The organism is Rhizobium sp. 10N414 (assembly GCF_056394785.1).
In genome coordinates this window covers 12,844-35,742 of the sequence record NZ_JBFTIN010000053.1, presented here as the reverse complement: position 1 = coordinate 35,742, position 22,899 = coordinate 12,844, and the positions used below count along the sequence as shown (strand labels likewise).

Annotated in this window: 22 protein-coding genes and 4 pseudogenes; 13 read left to right on the top strand and 13 right to left on the bottom strand. The window is 57.9% G+C overall.

Going from position 1 to position 22,899, the window contains the following annotated elements; translation table 11 throughout:
• Positions 1–90 precede the first annotated feature (90 nt).
• The 4 genes from AC1DE4_RS28710 to AC1DE4_RS28695 form a co-directional block, all read right to left on the bottom strand.
• Entirely contained in the window at positions 91–699 is a 609-nt protein-coding gene (locus tag AC1DE4_RS28710) for a Tim44/TimA family putative adaptor protein (RefSeq protein ID WP_477817811.1), read from the bottom strand.
• Between the two features lie 975 nt (positions 700–1,674).
• A complete protein-coding gene (locus AC1DE4_RS28705; protein WP_176703632.1) occupies positions 1,675–1,818 on the bottom strand; it encodes a hypothetical protein in 144 nt (47 codons plus the stop codon).
• Between the two features lie 105 nt (positions 1,819–1,923).
• Positions 1,924–2,367, bottom strand: coding sequence for an RrF2 family transcriptional regulator (locus AC1DE4_RS28700; RefSeq protein ID WP_477884232.1), 444 nt, complete (start codon positions 2,365–2,367; stop codon positions 1,924–1,926).
• A 50-nt stretch (positions 2,368–2,417) separates the two neighbouring features.
• Positions 2,418–2,882 (bottom strand): group III truncated hemoglobin, encoded by a 465-nt coding sequence (locus AC1DE4_RS28695; RefSeq protein ID WP_477884230.1) that lies wholly within the window; start codon positions 2,880–2,882, stop codon positions 2,418–2,420.
• Positions 2,883–3,579: 697 nt separating this feature from the next.
• Here AC1DE4_RS28695 and AC1DE4_RS28690 point away from each other — a divergent pair.
• The 6 genes from AC1DE4_RS28690 to AC1DE4_RS28665 all read left to right on the top strand — a co-directional run bounded on the left by AC1DE4_RS28690 (position 3,580) and on the right by AC1DE4_RS28665 (position 10,054).
• Positions 3,580–4,341 carry a gluconate 2-dehydrogenase subunit 3 family protein gene (locus AC1DE4_RS28690; RefSeq protein WP_477817814.1) on the top strand — a complete coding sequence of 254 codons (762 nt, stop codon included), beginning with the start codon at positions 3,580–3,582 and terminating at the stop codon, positions 4,339–4,341.
• A gap of 27 nt (positions 4,342–4,368) precedes the next feature.
• On the top strand, positions 4,369–6,138 hold the full coding sequence (locus tag AC1DE4_RS28685) for a GMC family oxidoreductase (RefSeq protein ID WP_477884228.1): 1,770 nt from the start codon (positions 4,369–4,371) through the stop codon (positions 6,136–6,138).
• Between the two features lie 118 nt (positions 6,139–6,256).
• Complete coding sequence (locus AC1DE4_RS28680; RefSeq protein WP_477884226.1) at positions 6,257–6,571, top strand: c-type cytochrome; 315 nt, start codon at positions 6,257–6,259, stop codon at positions 6,569–6,571.
• A 123-nt stretch (positions 6,572–6,694) separates the two neighbouring features.
• Positions 6,695–7,072, top strand: coding sequence for a DUF488 domain-containing protein (locus AC1DE4_RS28675; protein ID WP_024315977.1), 378 nt, complete (start codon positions 6,695–6,697; stop codon positions 7,070–7,072).
• A gap of 264 nt (positions 7,073–7,336) precedes the next feature.
• Positions 7,337–8,872: an FAD-dependent oxidoreductase gene (locus AC1DE4_RS28670; protein ID WP_477884224.1), complete on the top strand. Its 1,536-nt coding sequence runs from the start codon at positions 7,337–7,339 to the stop codon at positions 8,870–8,872.
• Positions 8,873–9,139: 267 nt separating this feature from the next.
• Positions 9,140–10,054 carry a universal stress protein gene (locus AC1DE4_RS28665; protein ID WP_477884222.1) on the top strand — a complete coding sequence of 305 codons (915 nt, stop codon included), beginning with the start codon at positions 9,140–9,142 and terminating at the stop codon, positions 10,052–10,054.
• Between the two features lie 395 nt (positions 10,055–10,449).
• On the opposite strand, the gene AC1DE4_RS28660 is transcribed toward AC1DE4_RS28665, so the two are convergent.
• The 3 genes and pseudogenes from AC1DE4_RS28660 to AC1DE4_RS28650 all read right to left on the bottom strand — a co-directional run bounded on the left by AC1DE4_RS28660 (position 10,450) and on the right by AC1DE4_RS28650 (position 15,868).
• The gene (locus AC1DE4_RS28660; protein WP_477884220.1) at positions 10,450–10,968 is read right to left on the bottom strand and encodes a uracil-DNA glycosylase family protein; all 519 of its coding nucleotides are present in this window, start codon (positions 10,966–10,968) and stop codon (positions 10,450–10,452) included.
• 264 nt (positions 10,969–11,232) lie between these two features.
• The gene (gene ctaD, locus AC1DE4_RS28655) at positions 11,233–12,828 is read right to left on the bottom strand and encodes a cytochrome c oxidase subunit I (protein WP_477884218.1); all 1,596 of its coding nucleotides are present in this window, start codon (positions 12,826–12,828) and stop codon (positions 11,233–11,235) included.
• Between the two features lie 231 nt (positions 12,829–13,059).
• Positions 13,060–15,868: pseudogene (locus AC1DE4_RS28650) on the bottom strand (Tn3 family transposase).
• Positions 15,869–16,032: 164 nt separating this feature from the next.
• On the opposite strand from AC1DE4_RS28650, the gene AC1DE4_RS28645 reads away from it, so the two are divergent.
• From AC1DE4_RS28645 to AC1DE4_RS28635, 3 genes are all read left to right on the top strand, one after another.
• Complete coding sequence (locus tag AC1DE4_RS28645; RefSeq protein ID WP_060585966.1) at positions 16,033–16,635, top strand: recombinase family protein; 603 nt, start codon at positions 16,033–16,035, stop codon at positions 16,633–16,635.
• Positions 16,636–16,960: 325 nt separating this feature from the next.
• The gene (locus tag AC1DE4_RS28640; protein WP_169680755.1) at positions 16,961–17,110 is read left to right on the top strand and encodes a hypothetical protein; all 150 of its coding nucleotides are present in this window, start codon (positions 16,961–16,963) and stop codon (positions 17,108–17,110) included.
• A gap of 213 nt (positions 17,111–17,323) precedes the next feature.
• Entirely contained in the window at positions 17,324–17,587 is a 264-nt protein-coding gene (locus AC1DE4_RS28635; protein ID WP_113515276.1) for a hypothetical protein, read from the top strand.
• Between the two features lie 55 nt (positions 17,588–17,642).
• On the opposite strand, the gene AC1DE4_RS28630 is transcribed toward AC1DE4_RS28635, so the two are convergent.
• Genes AC1DE4_RS28630 through AC1DE4_RS28620 form a run of 3 tightly spaced genes read right to left on the bottom strand, consistent with a single transcriptional unit; the run spans position 17,643 to position 19,018 of the window.
• Positions 17,643–18,143 (bottom strand): Hsp20/alpha crystallin family protein, encoded by a 501-nt coding sequence (locus AC1DE4_RS28630; protein ID WP_477884215.1) that lies wholly within the window; start codon positions 18,141–18,143, stop codon positions 17,643–17,645.
• Between the two features lie 25 nt (positions 18,144–18,168).
• The gene (locus AC1DE4_RS28625) at positions 18,169–18,573 is read right to left on the bottom strand and encodes an Hsp20/alpha crystallin family protein (protein WP_169680751.1); all 405 of its coding nucleotides are present in this window, start codon (positions 18,571–18,573) and stop codon (positions 18,169–18,171) included.
• A 10-nt stretch (positions 18,574–18,583) separates the two neighbouring features.
• Positions 18,584–19,018: an Hsp20/alpha crystallin family protein gene (locus AC1DE4_RS28620; protein ID WP_169680748.1), complete on the bottom strand. Its 435-nt coding sequence runs from the start codon at positions 19,016–19,018 to the stop codon at positions 18,584–18,586.
• 375 nt (positions 19,019–19,393) lie between these two features.
• Between AC1DE4_RS28620 and AC1DE4_RS28615 the strand changes: the two genes are divergently transcribed.
• Positions 19,394–19,555 (top strand): hypothetical protein, encoded by a 162-nt coding sequence (locus AC1DE4_RS28615; RefSeq protein WP_477884212.1) that lies wholly within the window; start codon positions 19,394–19,396, stop codon positions 19,553–19,555.
• A gap of 499 nt (positions 19,556–20,054) precedes the next feature.
• Here AC1DE4_RS28615 and AC1DE4_RS28610 read toward each other — a convergent pair.
• Together AC1DE4_RS28610 and AC1DE4_RS28605 are read right to left on the bottom strand one after the other, a co-directional pair.
• Positions 20,055–20,350, bottom strand: a pseudogene (locus tag AC1DE4_RS28610) (ATP-binding protein); the annotation flags it as partial.
• Between the two features lie 23 nt (positions 20,351–20,373).
• Positions 20,374–20,481 (bottom strand): annotated as a pseudogene (locus AC1DE4_RS28605) (response regulator); the annotation flags it as partial.
• A 261-nt stretch (positions 20,482–20,742) separates the two neighbouring features.
• Here AC1DE4_RS28605 and AC1DE4_RS28600 point away from each other — a divergent pair.
• Both AC1DE4_RS28600 and AC1DE4_RS28595 read left to right on the top strand, forming a co-directional pair.
• On the top strand, positions 20,743–21,045 hold the full coding sequence (locus tag AC1DE4_RS28600; protein WP_246733610.1) for a DUF982 domain-containing protein: 303 nt from the start codon (positions 20,743–20,745) through the stop codon (positions 21,043–21,045).
• A gap of 342 nt (positions 21,046–21,387) precedes the next feature.
• Positions 21,388–21,589 (top strand): annotated as a pseudogene (locus tag AC1DE4_RS28595) (hypothetical protein); the annotation flags it as partial.
• A gap of 80 nt (positions 21,590–21,669) precedes the next feature.
• Here the strand turns inward: AC1DE4_RS28595 and AC1DE4_RS28590 are convergent.
• Positions 21,670–21,972 (bottom strand): DUF982 domain-containing protein, encoded by a 303-nt coding sequence (locus tag AC1DE4_RS28590; RefSeq protein ID WP_477884210.1) that lies wholly within the window; start codon positions 21,970–21,972, stop codon positions 21,670–21,672.
• Between the two features lie 402 nt (positions 21,973–22,374).
• Between AC1DE4_RS28590 and AC1DE4_RS28585 the strand changes: the two genes are divergently transcribed.
• Complete coding sequence (locus AC1DE4_RS28585; protein ID WP_060585946.1) at positions 22,375–22,737, top strand: SPW repeat protein; 363 nt, start codon at positions 22,375–22,377, stop codon at positions 22,735–22,737.
• Positions 22,738–22,899 lie beyond the last annotated feature (162 nt).

Sequence of the window (22,899 nt, the reverse complement as noted above, 5' to 3'; positions counted from 1 at the left end):
TGGCGGAGACGTCTCATCATTTGGGGGGACTCATTGTCATGACGCGGCAGCGGTCCCTGATGGTTATCTCAGATAAGGCCATGCGCCTTCTTAGGCGGTCGACACTACCTGCCATGGTTGGTTGCGATTGGAAAATTGCCGGGAGAAGGTCCAAGTGTGACGAACCTGAACGATCCTCTTCGGGTCACCGTCCACGATCGTACCATCGGCCGATAGGCTACATTGGACCGCTTCCGAGGAGAATAGAATTGTCACTTCGACGCTCTCGCGTTCGACGGTTACGCCCAAAACTGTCAGTGAGGGCTCGTTGATCAGGGTAAATTCTAATGTTTCGTATCTCGATTGGCGCGATTCAATCTCAAGCTCAAAGGTTGCGAGGACGGTGGCGCCCAGCAGCGGACGCAATGTATTAAGATCACCCTTAATGAAGGCGGCAATCACCGTTTCATAGGTGTTGGCTGCATCGCTTAGAAAGTCTTCAGCGATGAAGTCTGGATCGATATCGCGCAGTGCTCGTAGTGCTGAACCCTGCAGCAGGGCCGTGCCCTCTACATCCCGCGGTGCAACCCGTTGCTTTGTGGTTTCGCTCACATCACTTGCTGCGTTGTTATGCGAAACCAAGTTTGTCAGCATCCAGTAGAACAGGACCAAAGAAACGAAGTAGATCGCGTTATTATTGAGGTCGACGGTTTCGGTCATGGGGATGGCCTCCAATGGCTCTTTCCGGATGCATCCTCTCACGTGATGAGCGGCGGTGAAGAAAACTGGTGACATGGGTGGTGGAGAGGACGGGCACCTTTCCAGTATCGTCGAATCAGCGGAGACGATTACTGAATTGCTAAAGGACGCCTGTGCCGCCGGATCTCACGATTTGAGTACGAAAACCCTGAGCATGTGCAGTTTTCATAAATCAGTCAGCGTTCAAAACGTCGACGATGATGCTTCCGCCCAGACAGTTACCGAACGGCTGACATAGTTCCTCACTAGCCCATCGGCCCGCGGCGTGCGGATCGGAATTTCCCACTGATCAGCTGTCTAACAAGCGTGAAATCGCAGTCGCGCTGATGCGGCACAGCTCCAAGCGATGCTTCGCGGATCCGTGAGCTATCTAGACCAACGGTCATTGGTATACCCCTTGCCTGCTGCGATGCGTGCTAATGGCCCCCTTGGCTATGACGTTTTTTACCTGCACGGTCGGACGTCATCCCAGCGACCGTAGTGCAGCGAATTGCATCATGATCATCCGCCTGTCTTTCTGCCGAAGGGATATCGGATACGCGACAGCGTCGCCGTGCCCAAATTCGCACCAACCGGCGCGCTCTGCGGCCTAAGCGGGGCTGGCCTACAAGGCCAGTCGGGCCGAAACCCAGATGGTGATACTTCGATAGCATCAGTTTGTATCATTTCTTAAAGATACACAAACGGAACTAATTGCCGTTTAAAGACAAAAATATTGCATTAAAAAAGTCCTGCATGAGCATGAGGCCCTCTCAATGCCAGGCCGTCACATCAAAATAAGTCCGGTTTCAGAGGGCCAAGCCCGTGGCGTTTGGTGATGGCCTTCACGGCTGTCTGCATCTCCACGCGAGCTTCGATTGCGGCGTGTCAGCGACGATCTGCAGTTCACTGCTTGCGGCTGTCATCCCGATCGACCTTGATCGGTTGGGGCTTAGGTTAAACAAATATCATAACGACGATCGCGCCGATGACGATCAGGACAAGCCCGCCTATCAACATCGGCAACAGACTATTGTCCGGGTCGATCCCAGATTCGATTTGCGTTGTTACCTGCTTATCGTTCTTCTTTGCTTTAATCATGGCTCATCTCCACAAGGGTGCTGCGTCGGCGTAGGATGCCTCTTCGTTCCGCAATCATCTTGTCTCCGATTATAAAAAAGCACCAATTTTTCCCGCCGTCCCGCGCTACGCCGGAACGGGAGGATGGTAGCGGTGCACGGGGAAGTCCTGGGGCGTCAACGCCACGTCAGCAAGTGTGTAGCGGTCAAGGATGGTCTGGAAGGAGGCAATCGCTTCGCCAAACACGCTTGAAAGCTTGCAGGAGCCAGTGAGGACACATTGGTTTCCGCTGGCAAAGCACTCCACAATCCCGAAATCCGGCTCGGTCAGTCGTATGACATCGCCGATCCGGATCATCTCGGGCCGGAGCCCCAGAACAAGGCCGCCGGAACGGCCGCGGACCGCCTTCAGATAGCCACTGCGCGTCAGGGTATTGGCGACCTTGTTAAGGTGGGTCTTGGACACGTTGAAGGTGCGTGCGACCTCCTCGATCGTGATTAGGCGATCACCGGCGGAGGCGGCGTACATCAGCATCCTTAAGGCATAGTCCGAAAAATTGGTCAGCCGCACGGGTTGCTCCTTTCATGAGCGGTACCTTTGTAGGGGCCACCACTCCAGCATCACAGGTCTTTCTCGACAATGGGGTCGATGCCAATCGTGGTCTCGCCACGGCTGAAAGCGACCGCCAGGCGGAAACTGTGGGCGATGCGTAGCGCGCGGTCCATGAAAAGTGCTGTCACCTCGGGCGGGCAGATGCGGCGCAAGGTGGCGCGAAACAGTTTTAACCAACGCCGAAAATGCTCCTCGCCGAGACCGGAAATTTCCAGGTGTGGCGGCAATGGCCGGCCTTCATATCGGGACGTTCGGAGCAGCGTAGCGGACCAGAAATCGCACATCTTGGCCAAATGGCGTGGCCACACGTCTGGCTGGATGGCGCGACGGAAGATCGGGCCGAGGAGGTCGTCGCGGTGAATTTCGTCATAGAAGCTGTGAACCACATTATGGATCATGGTCTCGTCAAGCACATCCGGCAACGCGACGCAGTCGATAGTAATGGTTCTGTTGCTCCGGCTATTCCCGCTCATGTGTGTGCTCCGATTTTTGCAAGGCCACTGGGGCTCTGGCATCGCCACCAAATCGCATCCAGGTTTCCTTGTACGGGCTGGAGAATACTGGCCGATTGACAACACCAAAGGCTCCCTTGCACGACACCGAGAATACGACGACGGTAGCGGCGGCCTGCGAGCCAAACTTTCAAATAAAACATATATTGTCAATGTATGTTTGCGTGACATACGGGGTTTCGACTGAGCGGCGCTTTGTCGACGCCGGGGTCTATTCGTGCAGCGTTGCCTCGGCAGCGTTGAAAATATTCCGCTTCCGTGTGGTTCGGAGGCTGATGAGTTCCATTCGAAGTCGTGGCGCTGGTGTTAAATGCGGCCACTTGCTGGTCGCGGCTTTGATGCTGGCTGGGTAAAGGTTTTTGCAGCGGGCTGTCCGCGGTTGTCTAGGATGTCGCGCCGATGAGTTCGATACAGCGATAGTCGGTGAGCGCGGCGCGCCAGTTTTTCGAGGTGGACGCGATGCTCGAACGTAAGCCACATCTATCATAAAAACTGTATTCATTTGACGATTAAATTCGTTTGCTTGTCGACAAGCAGTGGCAATAAGCTTCAGAGAAAGCCGCCAAGCTTAGCGTTGGATGCTGCGCAACGCCAGTTGGAGCGCGTGCAAGCTCTCTCCATCCTTCCCAGTAGCGCCTGCAGCGTCACAGGAGCGATCATGTCGACGAGAGGAACGAGCCAAGGCGACGTGGGGCGTCGCGACGTTCTCAAGCTACTCGGCGCGGCCGGAGCGGCCGCGAGCCCACTGCCGCTGGTGGGATCCGCATTGGCGGACGAAACGGTGGTTGCAGCGACCGACAAACAGCATCATCACGTAACCGACGCTTCGAAGTCCCATGCCGGAGGCTCGGGCTATGAATTCTTCAATGTCGATGAAGCAGCGTTCATCGAGGCCGCAGTCGATACGCTAATTCCCAGCGATTCAACCGGCCCCGGCGCGAGGGAACTAGGCGTTGCCCACTACATCGATCGGCAAATGGCTGGCGGATACGGTAAGGGCGATCGGCTCTATCTGGAAGGGCCGTTTGGCGAGGGTACGCCAGAGCAAGGCTATCAACTGCCCATGACGCCGTCCGAATTGATCCGGGTCGGTATCGCCGACGTCAGCGCCTATGTGCAGAAAACCCACAAGAGCACCTTCGACGGCCTTTCGCCAGAAGATCGTGCATCGGTGATGGCCGGTCTCGACAGCAAGAAAGTCGAGCTTCCAACGGTGCCAACGGCGACCTTTTTCGGGCTTCTGCTGCAGCTGACGATCGAGGGTTATTTCGCTGACCCGATGTACGGCGGAAACAAGGACAGGGCGGCTTGGAAGATGATCGGCTTCCCTGGCGTCGATGGCATGTACATGGACAAGATCGAGCCGTTTCGGAACAAGCCCTATAGGGCTGAACCGAAAGGCATCCAGGATCTCATTTAATCGGCGGAAAAAGAAGGACAGTGCAAAATGGCCACCAAACTCAACGCGGTTGATGTCCTCATTGTCGGTCTTGGGTGGACAGGCGGCATCATTGCCAAGGAGCTTGCATCGACCAAGCTGAAAATCGTCGCTCTTGAGCGGGGAGGCCCGCGTGACACCAATCCAGACTTTATCGACCCACAGATCCATGACGAATTGCGCTACGCCGCCCGCCACGACCTCATGCAGAATGTGCGCCGGGAAACTATCACATTCCGCAACGATGAATCGCAAACGGCGCTGCCGATGCGTCAACTCGGCTCGTTCCTGCCCGGCCAAGGCGTCGGCGGCGCCGGCGTACACTGGAACGGTGTGACCTGGCGCTGGCTCGAGTGGGATCATCAGGCGCGCACCCAGACAATCGACAAGTACGGCGAAAAGATCATCCCTTCTGATATGCACCTGCAGGACTGGCCGATCACCTATGACGATCTGGAGCCCTATTACGACAAGTTCGAAAAAACATGCGGCACCTCCGGCAAGGCAGGTAATCTTAACGGCCGGAAGATTGATGGTGGCAATATCTTCGAGGGATCGCGAAAGGACGAGTACCCGAACCCGCCGATGATTGCTGCGCAAAGCATGGTGATGTTCGAAAAGGCGGCCCGCAATCTGGGCTACCACCCTTTCCCCAACCCGGCGTCAAACGCCTCGCGGGATTATGTGAACCCCGATGGGGTGGCCTTCGGCCAGTGTCACTACTGCGGATTCTGCGAACGCTTCGGCTGCGAGGCGAATGCCAAGGCGAGCCCGCATTTCACGGTCATTCCACTGGCGTTGAAGAACCCGAATTTCGAGCTGCGCACCAACTCGATCGTGCTGAAGGTCAATCTCGATTCGACCCGCAAGAAGGCGGTCGGCGTCACATATCTCGATGCACGCGGGCGCGAATTCGAACAGCCTGCCGATCTCATTATCCTCTCGGCTTACGCGCTCGGCAACGTCAACCTGCTGCTGCATTCGGGGATTGGCGTGCCCTATGACCCTAAAACGGGAAAGGGCGTAGTCGGGCGCAACTATGCTTATCAATGCGGTGGCCAGGCTACTGCCTTCTTCGACAAGAAGACTATCATGAATCGTTTCATGGGCGCAGGTGCGCTCGGCACCTGCATGGATGATTTCAACGGCGATAACTACGATTTCGTGAAGGCCGGCTATATCGGCGGCGGCGGTATCAGCTGCAGCAACTCGGGCGCTCGGCCTATCCAGTCGCATCCAACACCACGCGGCACGCCGCGTTGGGGCTCCGACTGGAAAAGGGCAATGGTCGACAATTATGACCACGCGGCCAGCATCGGCAATCAAGGCGCGGTGATGGCCTACCGGCAGAACTACCTGAGCCTTGATCCGACCTACACCGACGTTTTTGGGCGTCCGCTGATGAGGATGACATTCAATTTCCAAGACAACGAAATAAGGCAGATGAACGCTCAGGCCGACATCTGCGTAACAATCGCCAAGGAGATGGGTGCGACCAAGATCGATCGAAACGTCCCTCCCATTCCCTATTCGATTGTGCCCTATCAAAGCACGCACAATACAGGCGGGGCAGTCTTCGGGGCTGACCCAAGCACGAGCGTACTGAACAAGTATCTTCAGGTGTGGGATGTTCCAAACGTATTCGTCACTGGCGCGTGCGTGTTTCCGCAGAACGCCGGGAAGAACCCGACTGGCCCGGTAGGCGCTCTTGCCTATTGGGCAGTGGACGCGATCAAGAATCAGTATCTCAAGAACCCGGGCGCTCTAGTTCACGCCTGAGACACGACTGCCCAAGCTGGACAGCGGATGCTGTTCCAGTGAGCTGCGATTGTCTCTCCGACATTCCGGGTGCAGTTCCGTCCTTCAGGCCGCTGATGCCCATTGAAAGAGGCAAAACATGAAATCGACCATGCTTGGATTGACGACTGCAATTCTGACCGCAATCGGCTCCGCCCATGCACAAGAAACGTCTTCCGGCAATGCCGAAGCCGGCGCCCTCGTCTTCAGGAAGTGCATGGCCTGCCATAAGGTCGGCTCCGACGCCAAGAACGGAGTAGGTCCAGCCTTGAATGGTGTCGTCGGCCGATTGGCTGGTGCATTTCCGGATTACAGTTATTCCCCTGCCAACAAGAATTCTGGTCTTACCTGGGATGAAGTGACGCTGACGGCGTATCTGCGCGCACCGCGCAAACTGGTCCCCGGGACAAGATGACATTTGCCGGTCTTAATAAGGACCAAGAGATCGCCGACGTAATTGCCTATCTGAAACAGTTCAATACTCAGGGCGAAAAGTCGGTGCCCTGAGCCAGGCAGTGGACAGTAAGGATCGAGGTCGATGAGTAAAAAAATCTCCGAGCGAGTGAAATTGAAACGGGCATATGAAACCCCCGTGACCGACGACGGCATCCGCGTTTTGGTTGACCGGCTTTGGCCGCGCGGAGTCAAGAAAACAGAAGCAGCGATCGATCATTGGATGAAGGAACTCGCGCCAAGCACCGAGCTTCGGAAATGGTTTGGACATGATCCAGCCCGCTGGGACGAATTCCGCAAGCGGTACGCGGCGGAAATCCATGAAAATCGCGATGAACTCGACCGATTGCGCGGCCTGATAGCGGACGGCACGGTCACGCTCGTCTACTCAGCCCATGACGAGACGCACAACGATGCTGTCGTCCTCAGAGAGATATTGTTGTCCGATTTGCCGCCCAACTAGAACACAAGAAAATGTCGTCCCCGACGATGGCCTGTTTTATCTACATAAAAATTGCACTGAATTGTCGATTAAATTCGTTTGCACGACACCTAAGAAGGAGGGAAACTGCGTCGACTATAATTTCCGTCTTCGGTGTAGACCGAAACGCTCGACCGACTGAAACGTGATGCGCGCTAACCAGACAGAAGATTCTGGCTAGTTGACCTCCGAGTTCCCGCTTCGCTGTATCGACGATTTTGCCACCCGATCGCCAAGGAGAAGGATATGGCTGAAGTCCATACCAAACTAAACGGGCCGGATCTTGTCGAGGGCATCGCGCTTGCCGATCTTCCCGATGGAGGAAAGCTTCTTGGTCATTGCGGCGACGAGCAGGTGTTGTTGGTACGCCGCGGAGACGCGATCTTCGCGATCGGGGCGACATGCACGCATTATGGCGGGCCGCTCGTCGACGGACTTGTAGTTGAGGATACCATCCGGTGTCCATGGCATCACGCCTGCTTCGATTTGCGTACGGGCGAGGCCCTGCATGCGCCTGCCTTTAGTCCGCTCGCTTGCTGGCATGTAGAGCAGCGCGATGGTCGGATATTTGTGAAAGAAAAGCGCAAGCGGACGGTACCGAAGCAGCGCGATGGACGCTCCCGCGAGGATCCGGATAGGATCGTCATAGTGGGAGGCGGCGCGGCGGGGTTCGCAGCAGTCGAGACGTTGCGGCGCGAACATTATCAAGGCAGCATCGTCATGCTTAGCAACGACGACACGCCCCCCGTTGATCGGCCCAATCTTTCTAAAGACTACCTCGCCGGTAAAGCACCGGAGGATTGGATCCTACTCCGCGCCGAAAGCTTTTACGCAAAGAACGATATTGATCTCCGTCTCAATGCGAACGTGGCCAGCATCGATATAGGTTCTAACGAGGTTGTTCTCGCGGCCGGGGTCCGGATCCCGTACGACAGGCTGTTGCTTGCGACCGGAGCTGAACCGGTCCGCCTTACCATTCCCGGTGCGGACCAGCCACACGTTTATACGCTGCGCTCGTTCGCAGATTGCAACGCTATCATTGAGCGGGCCATGACAGCACGGCGCGCCGTCGTGGTCGGCGCCAGTTTCATCGGTCTGGAGGTTGCCGCGGCCCTGCGCGCGCGCAATATCGAAGTTCATGTCGTGGCGCCCGACAAACGGCCCATGGAGCGGATCCTGGGCCCGCAAATGGGCGACTTCATCCGCGCCCTCCACGAGGAGAATGGTGTCGTATTCCATCTCGAGAATACCGTCAGCAGCGTCGACGGCACGAAGATGAAGCTCAGCAATGACGATATCCTGAGTGCGGATTTCGTCATCGCGGGCGTTGGTGTGCGACCGCGGACTGAGCTTGCCGAAAAAGYGGGCCTGCGTGTTGACAATGGTGTCGTCGTGAACGCGTTTCTCGAGACGAGTGCACGAGGGATCTTCGCGGCTGGCGATATTGCGCGGTGGCCCGATCCCCACAGTGGCGAGTACATTCGGGTCGAGCATTGGGTGGTCGCAGAGAGGCAGGGGAGGACGGCGGCCCTCAATATGCTTGGCCATCGCGAGGAATTCATCGCTGTACCGTTCTTTTGGAGCCAGCATTACGATGTTCCCATCAACTATGTCGGCCATGCCGCGCAATGGGACGAGATCGAGGTCGATGGGGATCTCATCGCTAAGGATTGCGTGCTGCGCTTCAAGCGCGCGGGGCGTACGCTGGCTATCGCTTCGATCTTCCGCGACCTTGAGAGCCTGAAGGCCGAGGCGGAAATAGAGCAACAGATGGCGACTTAGCAACGCGCTCGGGCACAGCAATCAGAGGAGAACGCAATCAGAAATCGCTGAGCAGAATGCCGGTGACTACGAGGAGACACAACGCAGTAGGACATTGCAACACCCGTATTGCGCCGGTGGGGCCCAAGGCCTGGCGGATTCAAGATACCCGGAAAAGATTGGCCACAAAAGGCGAACTGCTTGGACCTGTTCAAGCAGGGACAACAACGACGGTTGGCCGAACCTGAGAGTTCTTCGTGAGATGCTCGAGTACCGTCGAGTTTTTTAATGTCCCAAGGCGTCTGCCTTTTGTCAAAGCGCTCCTCAGGCAAGCCCCCGGTCCAGCACTCGTTTAGAGGCTCATTACTGAAGGAAGATCAAATGACGTACAAGTCAATCTTACTCAATCTCAACATCGACGGTATGGTCGCGCCCGTCATCCAGCTCGGTGTCGATCTGGGTCGGCGGTTCGATGCGCGCCTTATCGGCTTTTCGGCTGCCGATGTTCCGCCGCCCGTCATGATGGACGGAGGAGTGGGCTTTGGAGGTGAGAGCACGGTGCGTCAGTTGAAGAACATCGAGCGACGCCTAGAAGACCGTCGCGCGGAATTCAAAAGTCTTATTGGCACAACGGTTGAGACGGAATGGCGCGGCGCGGTAGGCAATCCGACCAGTTTGCTGATCGACTCGGCGTGTATGGCCGATCTCATCGTCACGGCGCCGCCAGAGGTGGTCTCTTCTGGCGACGTTCATCGTTCCGCTGATCTAGGTAACCTAATCCTTCAGGCAGGGCGACCTGTATTCGTCGCTTCGACCAATCAGCAGAGTTCCCGACTCAATAAGGTTCTTGTCGGGTGGAAGGACACGCGTGAAGCCAGGCGCGCAATTGTCGACGCCATGCCGTTTCTGCAACTGGCTCAAGAGGTTCATGTGATCACGATCGACGATGACGCGACGGATGAAACCTGGACAAGCTTGAACGATGTTGTCGCCTTTCTTTCCCTTCACGACGTAAAGGCGAAGGCGGACGTGTTTTCGGAAAAATCCGACGGTCGAAGCATCGCCGATGTGGCCGAAGCGATGAATGCGGACTTGACCATATCCGGCGCCTACGGCCACAGCAGGTTCAGGGAGTGGATCTTCGGCGGCGCAACCCGCTCGCTGCTTGAAAATGACCGATTGAACCGGATCATGTCGAATTGATCACATGTCCGAACAGGCCGGTTTCGTGAACCGTGGGTTCACGGCGGACACCGACATGGAATTCCGGGGATCTCGCTGCGGGGGACCTCGCCCCCAGGCCCGACGGTCTCACGTGCGGGGGGCGCCGAGCGCCAGCGTCAGACCACGGCACGCAACATGCTTGTCCGTCCGCGAGCGGCTCGAACGCGTGACATTTTTCGCGGACCGAGCAGTACGATTTCAGCGTGCCCAACGTTGGGTCGCTCCTAAGGATTGGACGAGGCGGAAATCGAAGCTGGTGCGCGGCGGCATTTGTCCATCGCGACTTGGCGGGACTCCGCGCCTGACCAGGCGGTTACGGCAAACGGACCTGACCTTAGCCGAATTGATCGAGACAATCAGATCTATCATGACGGTTAAAGAGGTGCAGCCGCGTTGCCTAGCATAGCAGCAACCCGGGTGCGCAGATGAGGCACCACCTCGTTCTCAAACCATGGGTTGCGACGCAGCCAGACTGTACTGCGCCACGAGGGATGAGGCAGCGGGATCACCGCGGGACCATAGTCGCGCCATGCGGCGACGGTCGCGGTCATCCGCTCTGAGGTATGCTGCAAGGCCCACCGTTGAGCGTAACTGCCGACCATAAGCGTCAGTTCCACCCTCGGAAGGCACGCCAGGAGAGACCGTCGCCAGAGCGCGGCGCAGCGGGGCGGTGGCGGACAGTCGCCGCCTTTAGGATTGGTGCCTGGAAAGCAGAACGCCATTGGGACCACGCCAATTCGCGAGTCTGCATAGAACGTGTCGCGATCTAGCCCAAGCCACTCACGCAGACGATCGCCTGAGGGATCATCGAATGGCAGTCCACTCTCATGGGCGCGTCGGCCCGGGGCTTGGCCACAGATCAAGAGGCGGGTCTCAGAGGTTACTTGGATCACTGGGCGTGGTTCATGGCTGAATTCCCTAGCACATGCGCGACAGGCACGAATGCTCGAAAGCAACGTGTCAAGTTGCGACCGTTCAGAACTAGCGGTTGCTTCGGGGCTCTCCAAGTCGAAGTTAGATGCAGCAACGTCCACCAAGTCATTCTACCTTATAATCAATTCAACAGATTTGTTTGTCTGGATCTGTAGTCTCTTTCACGTTCTCCCGACCAAAGGTCGCAGCGACCACAGGTCTTGACGTGGAACCGGAGGCGCACGTCAGAGAATGCGCGGCAGTTGTTGCCATTGATGGAAGGGTGGCGGCGACGGCAATTGCCATTCGAGCGTGGTCGCCCCTTCGCCCCATGGATTGGCGCCGGCTTTGCGTTTGCGGCTGAAAGCCTCCACCACCGTTATAAAGAAGACCATGAGCCCAGCCGTCGAAATGTAGGACCCGATCGAGGAGACGAAATTCCAGCCCGCGAAAGCGTCGGGATAGTCGGCATAGCGTCGCGGCATGCCAGCCATGCCAAGGAAATGTTGAGGGAAGAAGACGAGATTGACGCCTATCAACGTAACCCAGAAATGCACCTTGCCGAGCGTCTCGCTGTACATATAACCAGTCATCTTCGGAAACCAATAATAAAAACCGGCAAAGATGGCGAAGACGGCACCCAGCGACAGTACATAGTGAAAGTGCGCGACTACAAAATAAGTGTCGTGTAACACGCGATCGAGGCCGGGGCTGGCAACCACGATCCCGGTGACGCCGCCAATGGTGAAGAGCAGGACGAAGCCGAGAGCCCAGAGCAACGGCGTTTTGAAATCGATCGATCCGCCCCACATGGTCGCCAGCCATGAAAACACCTTAACGCCGGTTGGAACGGCGATGACCATCGAGGCGAAGGCGAAATAGCGCTGCGTGTCCGCAGACAGGCCGGAGGTATACATATGATGCGCCCACACGACAAAGCCAATCGCGCCAATCGCTACCATTGCATAGGCCATTCCGAGATAGCCGAAGATCGGTTTCTTGGCGAAGGTCGAGATGACGTGGCTGATGATCCCGAAACCAGGCAGGATCATGATGTATACTTCGGGATGGCCGAAGAACCAGAACAGATGCTGGTAGAGGATCGGATCTCCGCCGCCGGACGGCGCGAAGAATGCCGTCCCGAAATTGCGGTCTGTTAAAAGCATTGTGATCGCACCGGCGAGCACCGGCAGTGACATGAGCAGCATGAAGGCGGTGACCAGCATCGACCAGGCGAACAGAGGCATCTTATGCAGCGTCATGCCGGGCGCACGCATATTGAGGATCGTGGTGATGAAATTAATTGCGCCGAGAATCGAGGAGGCCCCCGACATGTGAATCGACAGGATGACGAGGTCGACCGCCGGCCCTGGCTGGCCGTCTGTCGAATAGGGTGGATAGAGCGTCCAGCCGCCGCCATGACCGAGCGTACCGGGCGCTCCTGGAACAAATATTGAGGTGATGAACAGCAGAAACGATATCACCAGCAGCCAGAACGAGAGATTGTTCAAGCGCGGAAAAGCCATATCCGGCGCGCCGATCATGATTGGCACCATCCAATTGCCGAAGCCACCTATCAGTGCCGGCATGAGGACGAAAAAGATCATCACCAGCCCATGGGCACTGACGACAACATTGTAGACACCGGGATCGTCGAATAACTGCAAACCTGGTTCCTGCAACTCCATGCGGATCGACACGGAAAGCGCGGTACCGAGAACGCCGGCCATGATCGAGAACAGCAGGTAGAGCGTCCCGATATCCTTGTGGTTGGTCGAGAAAAACCACCTGAGGAGGAACCGGGGCTTGTAATCATCCAAGCCTGTGGCTGGATTAGACATAATGTGCTTCCTGCTCTTCACTGCCGGCAGGCGGGCCGATTCAACGATGGACGACAGACATTTACCACCCGCCGTCACAAGGGCATCAGACCTTGCCTGCGCTCATCCATTCCTCAGCGCCTATCGCCATCCATTGGAACGTCGTCCGGCTGTGGATAGATGTTCTATGCCCTGCTAGGCATCACGACACGAAAGTGATGAATCTGTCCGACATTTGAGAACATACGGTGATCACGCTGCGAGGATGGATGTTTCGCGCCGCAGTGGCCTGAGATCGATGCTGTCCGTCGGGGTCCAGATGTAATCGCCGGTGAGACTGATATGCTGCCACCCGAGCGGGGTGATGTGTTTGATAATGTCGGGCGGCGTGGCGATGCCTTCCCGGTTGAGCTCGGCGAAAGCCGGTTCGAGATAAAGCGTGTTCCAGTAGACGATGGCATTGATCAGAAGGTTCAGTCCTGACGCCCTATAGAACTGGCTCTCGAAGGTCCTGTCCCGCAGTTCTCCGAGACGGTTGAAGAACAGCGCGCGGGCCAAGGTGTTCTGGGCTTCGCTCTTGTTGAGTCCGGCGGTCGCGTTCCTGCGCATTTCGGGGCTCTGCCACCATTGGGGCAGGAAGATGGACCGATTGATGCGCCCGATGTCGCGTAACGCAAGCGCCAATCCGTTCTGGCGCGGGAATGCGGACAGCTTCGCCAGCAGGGTCGAAGGCCGGACCTGGCCGGAGCGGATCGTCGTGACGAGGCGCAGGATGTCATTCCAGTTTGCCTTGATCCGCTCGACATTGATGGGTTCGCCGACGAGCGACGCCAAGTTTTCGGGAGGTGTGTCGCCTGGGAAGAGATAAAGCCTGCGATCCTTGAGACCACGTAGCCGAGGCACGAGCTGGAAGCCGACGAGATGGCAGAGGGCGAAGCTCATATCGCTGACCCCGCCGGTATCGACATAGTGGGTTTCGATGGCGAGATCGCTACCATGATAGAGAAGACCATCGAGGACATAAATGGCCTCGCTCGCATTGGCGTTCATGGCGATGATGTAGAAAGCGCCATACTGGTCGGAGGTGAACCGATAGAATTTCGCTCCGGGATTGGGGCCATAGCGGGCGTTGAGGTCGCCGATCGCCTCGGCGTGCCCTCCTGCCGGAAAATACTGACCATCGGAGGATGACGTGGTTCAGATTGATGCCGTCCGCCAGAATGGCGGTGAGGAGCGCAAGCTTGTTGTCAACCGTCCGACCGCTGCGCAGATGGGTGAAGGTGTTGGAAAATCCCGTGCGGGCGTCCACCTCAAGCAACAGATCGGTGATGCGGATCGCAGGCAGACGGCTTTCCACCTTCGGCTTCAGTGACTTCGCGATGTCAGGAAACATGGCCTTGTGCGGCGTGACGCTGAAGCCCGCCCCGGTCAATTCGACATCGTCAAGTTCGCCGGCTGTGGCCAGACGGGAAAGGTCGCTCAGTCCGTCGTTCAGGATCTGCCGTTGCTGGTGGAGGTAGGTTTCCACGTCGGTATCGACGGCAACCGGAAGCGGGCCTTCCTCGCGCATCAGCTCGAATGTCGGCGTGGGGATGAGGAAGCTTTCAAAGGACTGGAAGCGCTTGGCTCCCTCGACCCAGACATCACCGGCATCGAGCCGGCGTTTCAGCTCGCTGAACAGGCAGAGTTCGTAAGCCCTGCGATCGATCTTGCCATCCTGCAGAACAAGGGGCATCCAGCCTTTCGGTGCGAAGGAAATGGGAGCGTTGTCCGGTATCGTCCGTTTGCCGGTACGATAGAGATCCGCGACCACGGAGAGCGCCCGCAAGAGATTCGCCGCCACGGCGTGACCGCGGAACACGAGGGTCGAGAGAAATTCCGGCGCCATTTTCCGGATCGTCGGATAGCGCTGGAGCATTTCGATTTTACCGTCGATGACATCCGGCGCGATCAGCGTATCGACCGCCCGGACACTGGTCGCGAAGACCGGCCATTGAATGACCTGTTCAAGCGCTTTGGCGATATCTTCGCCTTTCTCCCTGGCCTCGATGATCGCATGGCAAGCTTTCGAGACGTCCTTCAGCGGCTTCTGCACCTCCCGGACAGATCGGGTGACGCGAGCGGCTGCCTGGTTGTCGGCTCGCCGAGTCAGAATGCCTATGAGTTTTTTGAACATGTCGATGGCGCAGTCGGTCAGATGGCGGGAAAGGTGCAACACCGTCGCGGCCAGGACGGCATGCCGGCGTTCGGTGTTGAGGTCGCGCAGATGCTGCGCGCTCATCCGCATCCCCTCTGCGGCGAATTCATTGAAGACCTTGACCGGAATGCGCTCCATCAACGTCACCGGCAGGGCCAACGACCGAAGAAGGCGAATGCGCTCGGCGATCCTGTCGAGGTTGACGGCGGCTGGCGACAATGCTGGTGACCTCGCCCAGGCAAGAACTGTCACACCCGTCCCCTCACGCGGGTCGAGAAGTTTATCCAGTTCGACCTTCTGGACCTCTGACAGTCCGCCAGCCAGGGCCCGGTGAGCGATGCGAACACCGCGCCTTATCGCCACATGCGTGATGGCTTCGAGTGCCGCGCGCGCCGGCATAAGGATACGTCGGCGTCGTAATTCCTCCACCACCATGTCCGCTAACGCATCGGCCTGGCGCAGGGTTTGGGCGGCAGGCGTCAGCCAGCCGGTCAGCGCCCGCACATCCGAAGGCGCGAACGGGCGAATCTTCATCCTGTCGAAAAGCAGGGTGAGATGCTCGCGTCGTGTCTGCGGACGCTCGAAATAGCGATCTATCTCGCGGTGATCGACGCCGATTTGCCGCGCCAGAAAACGCGAGAGGCCAAGCGGCAGAACTTCGCCATCCGCAAGCGGTCGCCCCGGATATCGCAGCATGGCCAGAACACAGGCAAGTCCCAGCCGGTTGGATGCCTTGTTCTGTCGCATGATCAGATCGAGGTCCTGCCGGTCAAGCGTGTAATGTTTGGCGATCTCCCTTTCGTCATCCGGGATGGTTGTCGCTTGTTGCCACCATGCCTCGCTCAGCAGTGCCCTTCGTGCCATTCCTTGATCCTCCAATTTCGTTGCGGTAGCTGCACCGAACTGGAAAATGCATGTCCGACAAACGACCGTTTCGCGGCTTCCACAGATTTTGTCCGCAAACCTTGCTCTGCGACGGCAAATCGGACATTGTCCGGATTCAACGACAAAACGGACAAATCACCTACATGACCGCTATCGGCTACGCGAGGGTCTCAACCGGGGATCAGGATACGGCACTGCAACTCGACGCTTTGCGCAAGGCTGGTTGCGAGAAGCTGTTCGAAGACAGGGCGTCGGGCGTGAAGACCGACCGTCCGGGGCTGGCCGAAGCGATTCGCTATGTTCGGGACGGCGATACGCTCACGGTCTGGAAGCTCGACCGCCTCGGCCGATCGATGAAGCACCTCATCGAGATCATCACCGAACTGGAAGCCAAGGACGTCGGTTTCCGATCCATCACCGAGAATATCGACACCACGACATCCGGCGGTCGCCTTGTCTTCCATCTGTTCGGGGCGCTGGCTCAGTTCGAGCGTGATCTGATCCGGGAACGAACCCGCGCCGGCCTTCAAGCCGCAGAGGAGCGGGGCCGGCGCGGCGGCCGACAAGCGGTGGTAACGCCGGAAAAACTCGCAAAGGCCCAACAGCATCTGGCGGCCGGTCTCAATGTTCGCGAAGCTGCCGCTCGCGTAAAGATCGGCAAGACAGCGCTCTACGAAGCGCTCAAAGCCGAGAAACTATGTGAAATTCAGAAGACAAGTGGAGCGAGCAGAAGAGAAGTGGAGTGAGCCTCGGCAAGCACGGCGAGCGCAGCGTCGCAGAAGGGTGGAAAACGGACGATGTTGCCGCCTCCATTTGCCGGGCATGACCCGGAGCGGACTGTCGCCTGATCCGGGCCGGAAGAACGATCGCGCTATTTTTGCGAATCCCCTGAGACGGCACCTCCGAACTGACGCCGCAGCGTAGGCTTACCGCTAAGGCGTCTCATGCCCGCGGCATGCTGGTTTTTTCGGGTATTATTCCGTTAGCTGCAATTATGAACTGCGAAACTCGGCCGTTCTCACAGGCGGCTAACCGCTCCTCCCTTCACCTATTAGAGGCAAAATTGCTCTCATGCAGCAAAACAACACCCTCGACCTGATCATCGGCGGCCTGGTTGTCGCCGTCATAGTCCTCGGCGTCTACCTCTATCGCGAGGAAACGAAGCCGGCCGGCGTTGAAGTCCCGCTTGACCAGAATGGCGTGTCCGTTCAGGAAAACTGATGTTGAAGGCAGAGGGGAGAATTGGCAGTGAACCATGGCCGCGACTATCACCCTTGATGCCTCTAGCACACGTCCATCGGCGCCCACCGGTTCGGCGTTTCTCACCCATTTTCGATCCTATCGTTGCCACGCTGACTGTTTAAAATGAGCGCTCTTGGTGGTAGTTTTGCCATTCGAGCAGCACAATGGACCGGTGTGGCCGGAAAAAGATCGATGACCGGTGACAATTCGCGAATAGTCTCCGAAGAGGAGATTGCTCTCTACGATGCCATTGAACGAGCGATCGCGAATGTTCGCGCGGCTCTTGCTGAAATCGATCGCGCCTGGGTTCGCATCACTGCGGAACGGCCCAATCCGACTGCGGCTGCTTTCGCGGCTCTGGATACGGCAGACGCGATGTTGACCGTCGCCCGCGAAGATCTCGCCCGCGCCCGCGCTTCGCTCATGGCGTATCCCCGGACGAGACGCATCCAGTAATCGTAAGAGATGCGACGGATCTCGTCCGCCGCATCTCACGACCGTGAAGTCGATGTCAGGTCGACTTCACCTCGATCTTCCTCACGCGCGACAGCGCTTCCTCCGTTTTTGGGAGCGTCACAGTCAGGACACCATTCTTGAATTGCGCGGCGGCCTTGTCCGTATCGACGCCCGACGGGAGCGGGATCGAGCGATAGAACGACCCGTATGAGCGTTCCAACAAGTGATACCCCTTCTTGCTCTCTTCCTGCTCACTCTTTTTTTCTCCCTTGATCGTGAGCGCGCTGTCCGTCAGGGAGACATCGACGTCCTTCTGATCGATTCCAGGAAGTTCCACCGAAACCTCGAGCGCACTCTCGGTTTCGGCGATGTCCGTTCGCGGCCCACCGGTATCCCAGCGCCCGAAAGCGCCGAACGGTTGATCGAACCGCTTCCAGAAGTCCTCGAAGATACGGTTCACATCGCGCTGCAAAGAAAAGACGGGGTTTCCATCGTCTGACTTCGCAATTTCGCTTCCCTTGTTGTTGCCCCAGGGGATCAGATCTCTAATCTGCATGGTCAACCTCCTTTCTCCGGACGAACTACGCCATCTTCAACTGGATCTTTCTCGCCTTGGCCGGCGCGGCCTTCGGGAGGACCAGCCGCAGGACGCCGTTCTTCTGCGATGCCTCGATACTGTCCCGATCGATATCCTCGGACAGCGTGAAGACGCGCTCATAATTGCCCGCGCCATATTCGGCGTAAATTTGGCGATAGTTGTCATGCTGCTGGTCCGTCGCGTAGCCGCGAATCGCCAGCGTCCGCTTCTCGAGGGTGATGTCGACACCCTCCGAGGCGACGCCGGGCATGTCGACGAGAACAACGACATTGTCCTCTGTCTCATAGATATCGGTGCGCGGGACAAACACCGGGCGCGAACGGGTCGGTTCGCCACCGTCAAGCTTGCTTGGGACCCGGCGCTCGGTCGTTTTCAGTTCCTGAGCCATGTTTGCCTCCTTATCCTTTGATCTGGATCTTCTTCGGCCGATCCGTCTCAGGCCGGTGCAATTCGACTTCGAGTAGCCCGTTGGCGAAACGCGCCTCGACCTGTTCCGGATCGACGCGGAAAGGCAATTGCACCGTTCGAGAGAAGTTTCCGTACACTCGCTCGCGCCGGTGCCAGACGGATTTCTCGTCCTCCGCCGGCGATCCGCGTTCGCCCGTCAATGTCAAGGTGTTCTCGCGAACCGTGAGATCGACATCGTCAGGCGCGATCCCAGGCAATTCAGCAGTCACCGCCACGCTGTCCTCACCCATCCAGAGGTTGACGGGTGGAAACTCCTGGGCGGCTTTGGCTGTCATGTCGGACAAGCGCTGATTCATTTCCTGCTGCATGCGCCGCATTTCCAGAAACGGGTCGAACCCGATGCGGCCAAAATCCGATACCAGCATGTGCTTCCTCCTTCGTTTCCTAATCAGCGATGTTGCTTGCGACGTGCCAAGCACGTGCAGGCCGGGGGCCGAATGGATCGGAGGCTGTCGGGACGAGACGATGAGAAGACCGAGACGGTCGATCGCACAGCGCGCTACGCAAGAAGGTGGGGGGTCGGGCAGACGCCGGACCATATCCTCCTTGCGAAGCGATATGAACCGAACCCGGTCCAACGCATGAGTGGACCATCGTTCCCGTGCCAGGATCCGAGAGGGGCATCCGGCAAGAATGAGGTAGGTGAGCAAAACGCGCGTTTCAAGGGCCGACGTGCTTGAGAGTGGATCAATCTTTGCTCGGTCGGCCTCTGATCTCACTGAAACGAGCGGCCTGGCTTTTTGCGCTTTGATCGCTTCCTGGCCGGTGCCTGGATCAGCTTCTCCGTGGCTCGCGGGGACGTGATCGAGCGCTCGGGCAAGGCCGTTCTGGTGGATGCGCAGTTCGGGCTCTTGCCTCTCGGCGAAGGCTATGGCCGCCTGCCTCCCGTCAGGGAAATTTAAGCTCGACCTGGGCGTATGATGATCCCCTCCTGTGTAGCCCACCAATGAAGGGTGCGTTCAAACACCAACCCTAGGTTGCCGACGCGTGCCGAAGTCATGACGGAGCGCCAAGCCGGAAAATTCGTGCCGAAATTCGCCCGCTCCGCGATGCCCGGTTGGCGGGAAACCTCATCGGAAGGTTGGCGTTCGCAGCCAGCCAGCAATTCAACCGGCTAAGGTTCGTCTCCTCGTTTTGTGTCAGCAGCTCCGTTATCGACCCTTCTCGTTTGAAAGAGGCTGGTCGAGGCCCTGGGGCGCAGAATTCATCGAGCCGGCGAAGCGCATCCATGACGGCATCGAAAGTCACAGGAGCCGCGAGGGGCTTGGAAGAGCAGACGGTCCACTTGAAGACCGGTTCCCTGTCGTGATGCCAGCCTCCAACAAATATGGCCGTCATGCCGTGTGAAGACGTGTCAGCGAGACGAGTGCCGGGGCCGAGCCTACCCCGGAACGAGATCAATCACGGGGAAAAGTCAAGGCTTGCGCGCGTGCCAGCGGATAAGGGCTCGTAGCGCACGATGCTTCCAAGATTCGTCGCCATCGCGCGAACGATCTTGCTGCCCAGGCCGGTCCCCTTCGCATCTCCTTCGCCATTCCAGCCTATCCCGTCGTCCTCGACGACCAGCACGGCGATGTCCTCCCTTCGAACGAGGCGAACCCGATTTCGCCAACGGCTCGCGATTCGTAGGCATACTTGAATGCGTTGGTCACAAGTTCGGTCACAACAACACCAAGCGAGACGGCCTTGGAATCTGCATCACCGAAAAGAACAAGCCGAGCTATCGGATCGCATGGGCGAAACCGTCGTAGTCGACGGGCTTGGTGATGTAGACGTTTGCGCCAAGATCATAGCAACGTTGGATTTCGCGCTGATCGTCCGTGGTGGCCATGGTGGGCTTCCTTCGTCAGGGTTCGTCCCGATCGGTTCTTCTGTGCGAAGATCGTCGACTGTCACGGCGCAGGCAAGGATACCCCGCGCCTACACCGTGAACCGGGTGTGTTGAGGGGGGGGGCAGGCGGCGATCTGTTCGCTCGGATCGTTAATCGACGTCGACACGTGGTGGGTTGGAAGACTTGAAATCTGCTCTGTCTGCGCCGATATTTTTTTACTTCCTTTTCATCCGGCTTGAATGCGAAAGGAGGACATCATGCTCAACCCGGAATTGGTTTGGATGACTCCCGTCACCGTTCACATGAAGGACGGGGCGTCCCAGGTCTTCGCTTCTGTCAACGACGTGCTCGATTTCCTCGAAGGGGATTGGGCCATCTATCGCGGCAGAAAATACAATCGGGCGGTTCAAACGTGCCGCCGTGCTCTAAACCGAATGACGCCAGTCGCCATCGCGCGCGAAGCGTTTATGGACGCCTGCCGAGACGCGGGCATGTCGATAGGCGCGGATGGACCGCCCGGGGCGAAAACAGGTACCGGCGGTCAACGCTCGCTTACCTAGAATGGCTGGGCTGGGGCACTTCTTAGTGCCCCAGCCTTTCGAGCATTCGCTCCGGCGCACCGGAGCAATTCGCCATCACCCTTAAAGCGTTCTGATAGAGCCGCCAGACGCGATGTCCGGGCATTTCGGTTGATCGTGTCAGGCCCACGTTCGCCTTTACGGCCCCTGGGCCACCGTGCGGACGGAGGGTGCGGGGCGTAGATCTCATCACTCATGGTTGGCTGCCCCATCACAGTGACAATCGGGCTCTTGAAGATCAGTTTCCGCAAAAATACGTCGTTTCGACGCCGCCCTCGACGGGTGCGGCCTACCTGCCTGCCGTGCGACCACCTGGGTCCGCTCGTGAAGAAAGGACGGTTGATCCAGGCACTAGCGGACTGGTGTCCCTCGTCCTGGAGATCACCTCTACTATCCGAGCCGCCGCTTGGCATCGCCTGCCTTCGCGCTGCTGCTACTGGTTGAAGCTCTGCGCTATCGATGGCTTCCACGGGAGGAAAGCGGTTTCGGAGGCAGGCTCACTGCCGCCCGCGCCAGCCTACCTTGAAAACCACGCAACAAGCGCTGCTTACCGCGCTAGCTAAGCTAGAGAGGCCGCGAGCGCGGCCCCCACTCCAGAAAGCCGGTTTACGGGTGTACTCGACCGCCGCCCGGTTTGGCCTTGATCATCCACGGCAACACCGCGGGAGCTTTCACAAGGATGCCCTTCTTGTGCGCAAACGAGCGGAGCGCGTCGCGCGCCACCTGAACTGGTTTGTGGCCGTCATGTGCCAGGTAGCAGGTCTTCAGGGTCGCGTCATGAATGATATCGCGATCTCCTTTGGACCACTCCTCGAGGAAATCGATCGCGTCGTCCAGGTTTGTGATTTCGAGGACCAGATCCTTCCTTTCACGCAGGTAGACTGGTCGGTCAAACATCGTCGTGTGCATTTCCACCTCACTGAATTCGTTGGTTTTCAACAAGGAAAGCGCTTTTGGATGGCGCCCGTCAAAGATTTATTCTCGCGGCTTGGCGAGTTCAAGGGGTGGAGCGTGCATTATGCATCCACGCTTATATGCAAACTCAAAGGTCCGGGGCGGACCGCGGGTTCGAGAGCATGGCCGCGCTCTTTCGTCGCGGGCTTTCCTCCAAGGGTGTTCCGCCACTGTTCGCCTACGCAAAGATCGTCGATCTGCCGAGACAGTCGATCACAATCGCCTTAGTCGTGGTAGCTGCAGCCCACGGAGATAATCGGGCTCTTGAAGATCGTATTTCGCAAAATTACATCGTTTCGCGCAGCGTGCACAGCACGCGAGAACACCGTCGATCAAGCTTCATTCGTGGAGGTTGTCATGGAAAATGGACTGATGGAAAGCAAGAAAGCACAGGATTGGCTCAATCTGGTTCTCGCAGTCGCCCTGTTCGTTTCACCTTGGGTGCTCGGCTTCGCCAGCGAAACCATACCGGCGTGGAACGCATGGATTGTCGGAATCTTGCTCGCCGCTCTGGCGGTCGCCGCGCTGTCGGCGTTTGCTGAGTGGGAAGAGTGGTCGAGCCTGGTGCTCGGGGTCTGGCTGATCGTCTCGCCCTGGCTGCTTCAATTCGCGGCGAACATGAACGCGATGTGGACCCACGTGGTCCTTGGAGCGCTCGTCGCCGCCGTGTCGGCCTGGGCGCTTTGGGACAATCGGCAGAACCCGCATGCCCACGCATGATCGAGAATTGGAGTCTGAGCCCGCCGCTTCAGCGGCGGGCTCAGACTGCTGACAAGCCCGTCGATATTTTCGGCGGGTTTTTGTTTTGGGGTTTGCGCTGTCGAGTGGATTGCGGCGGCTTGTATGTGTCGTCGCGGCGCGCCGGGCCTTGGGTTCGGGGCC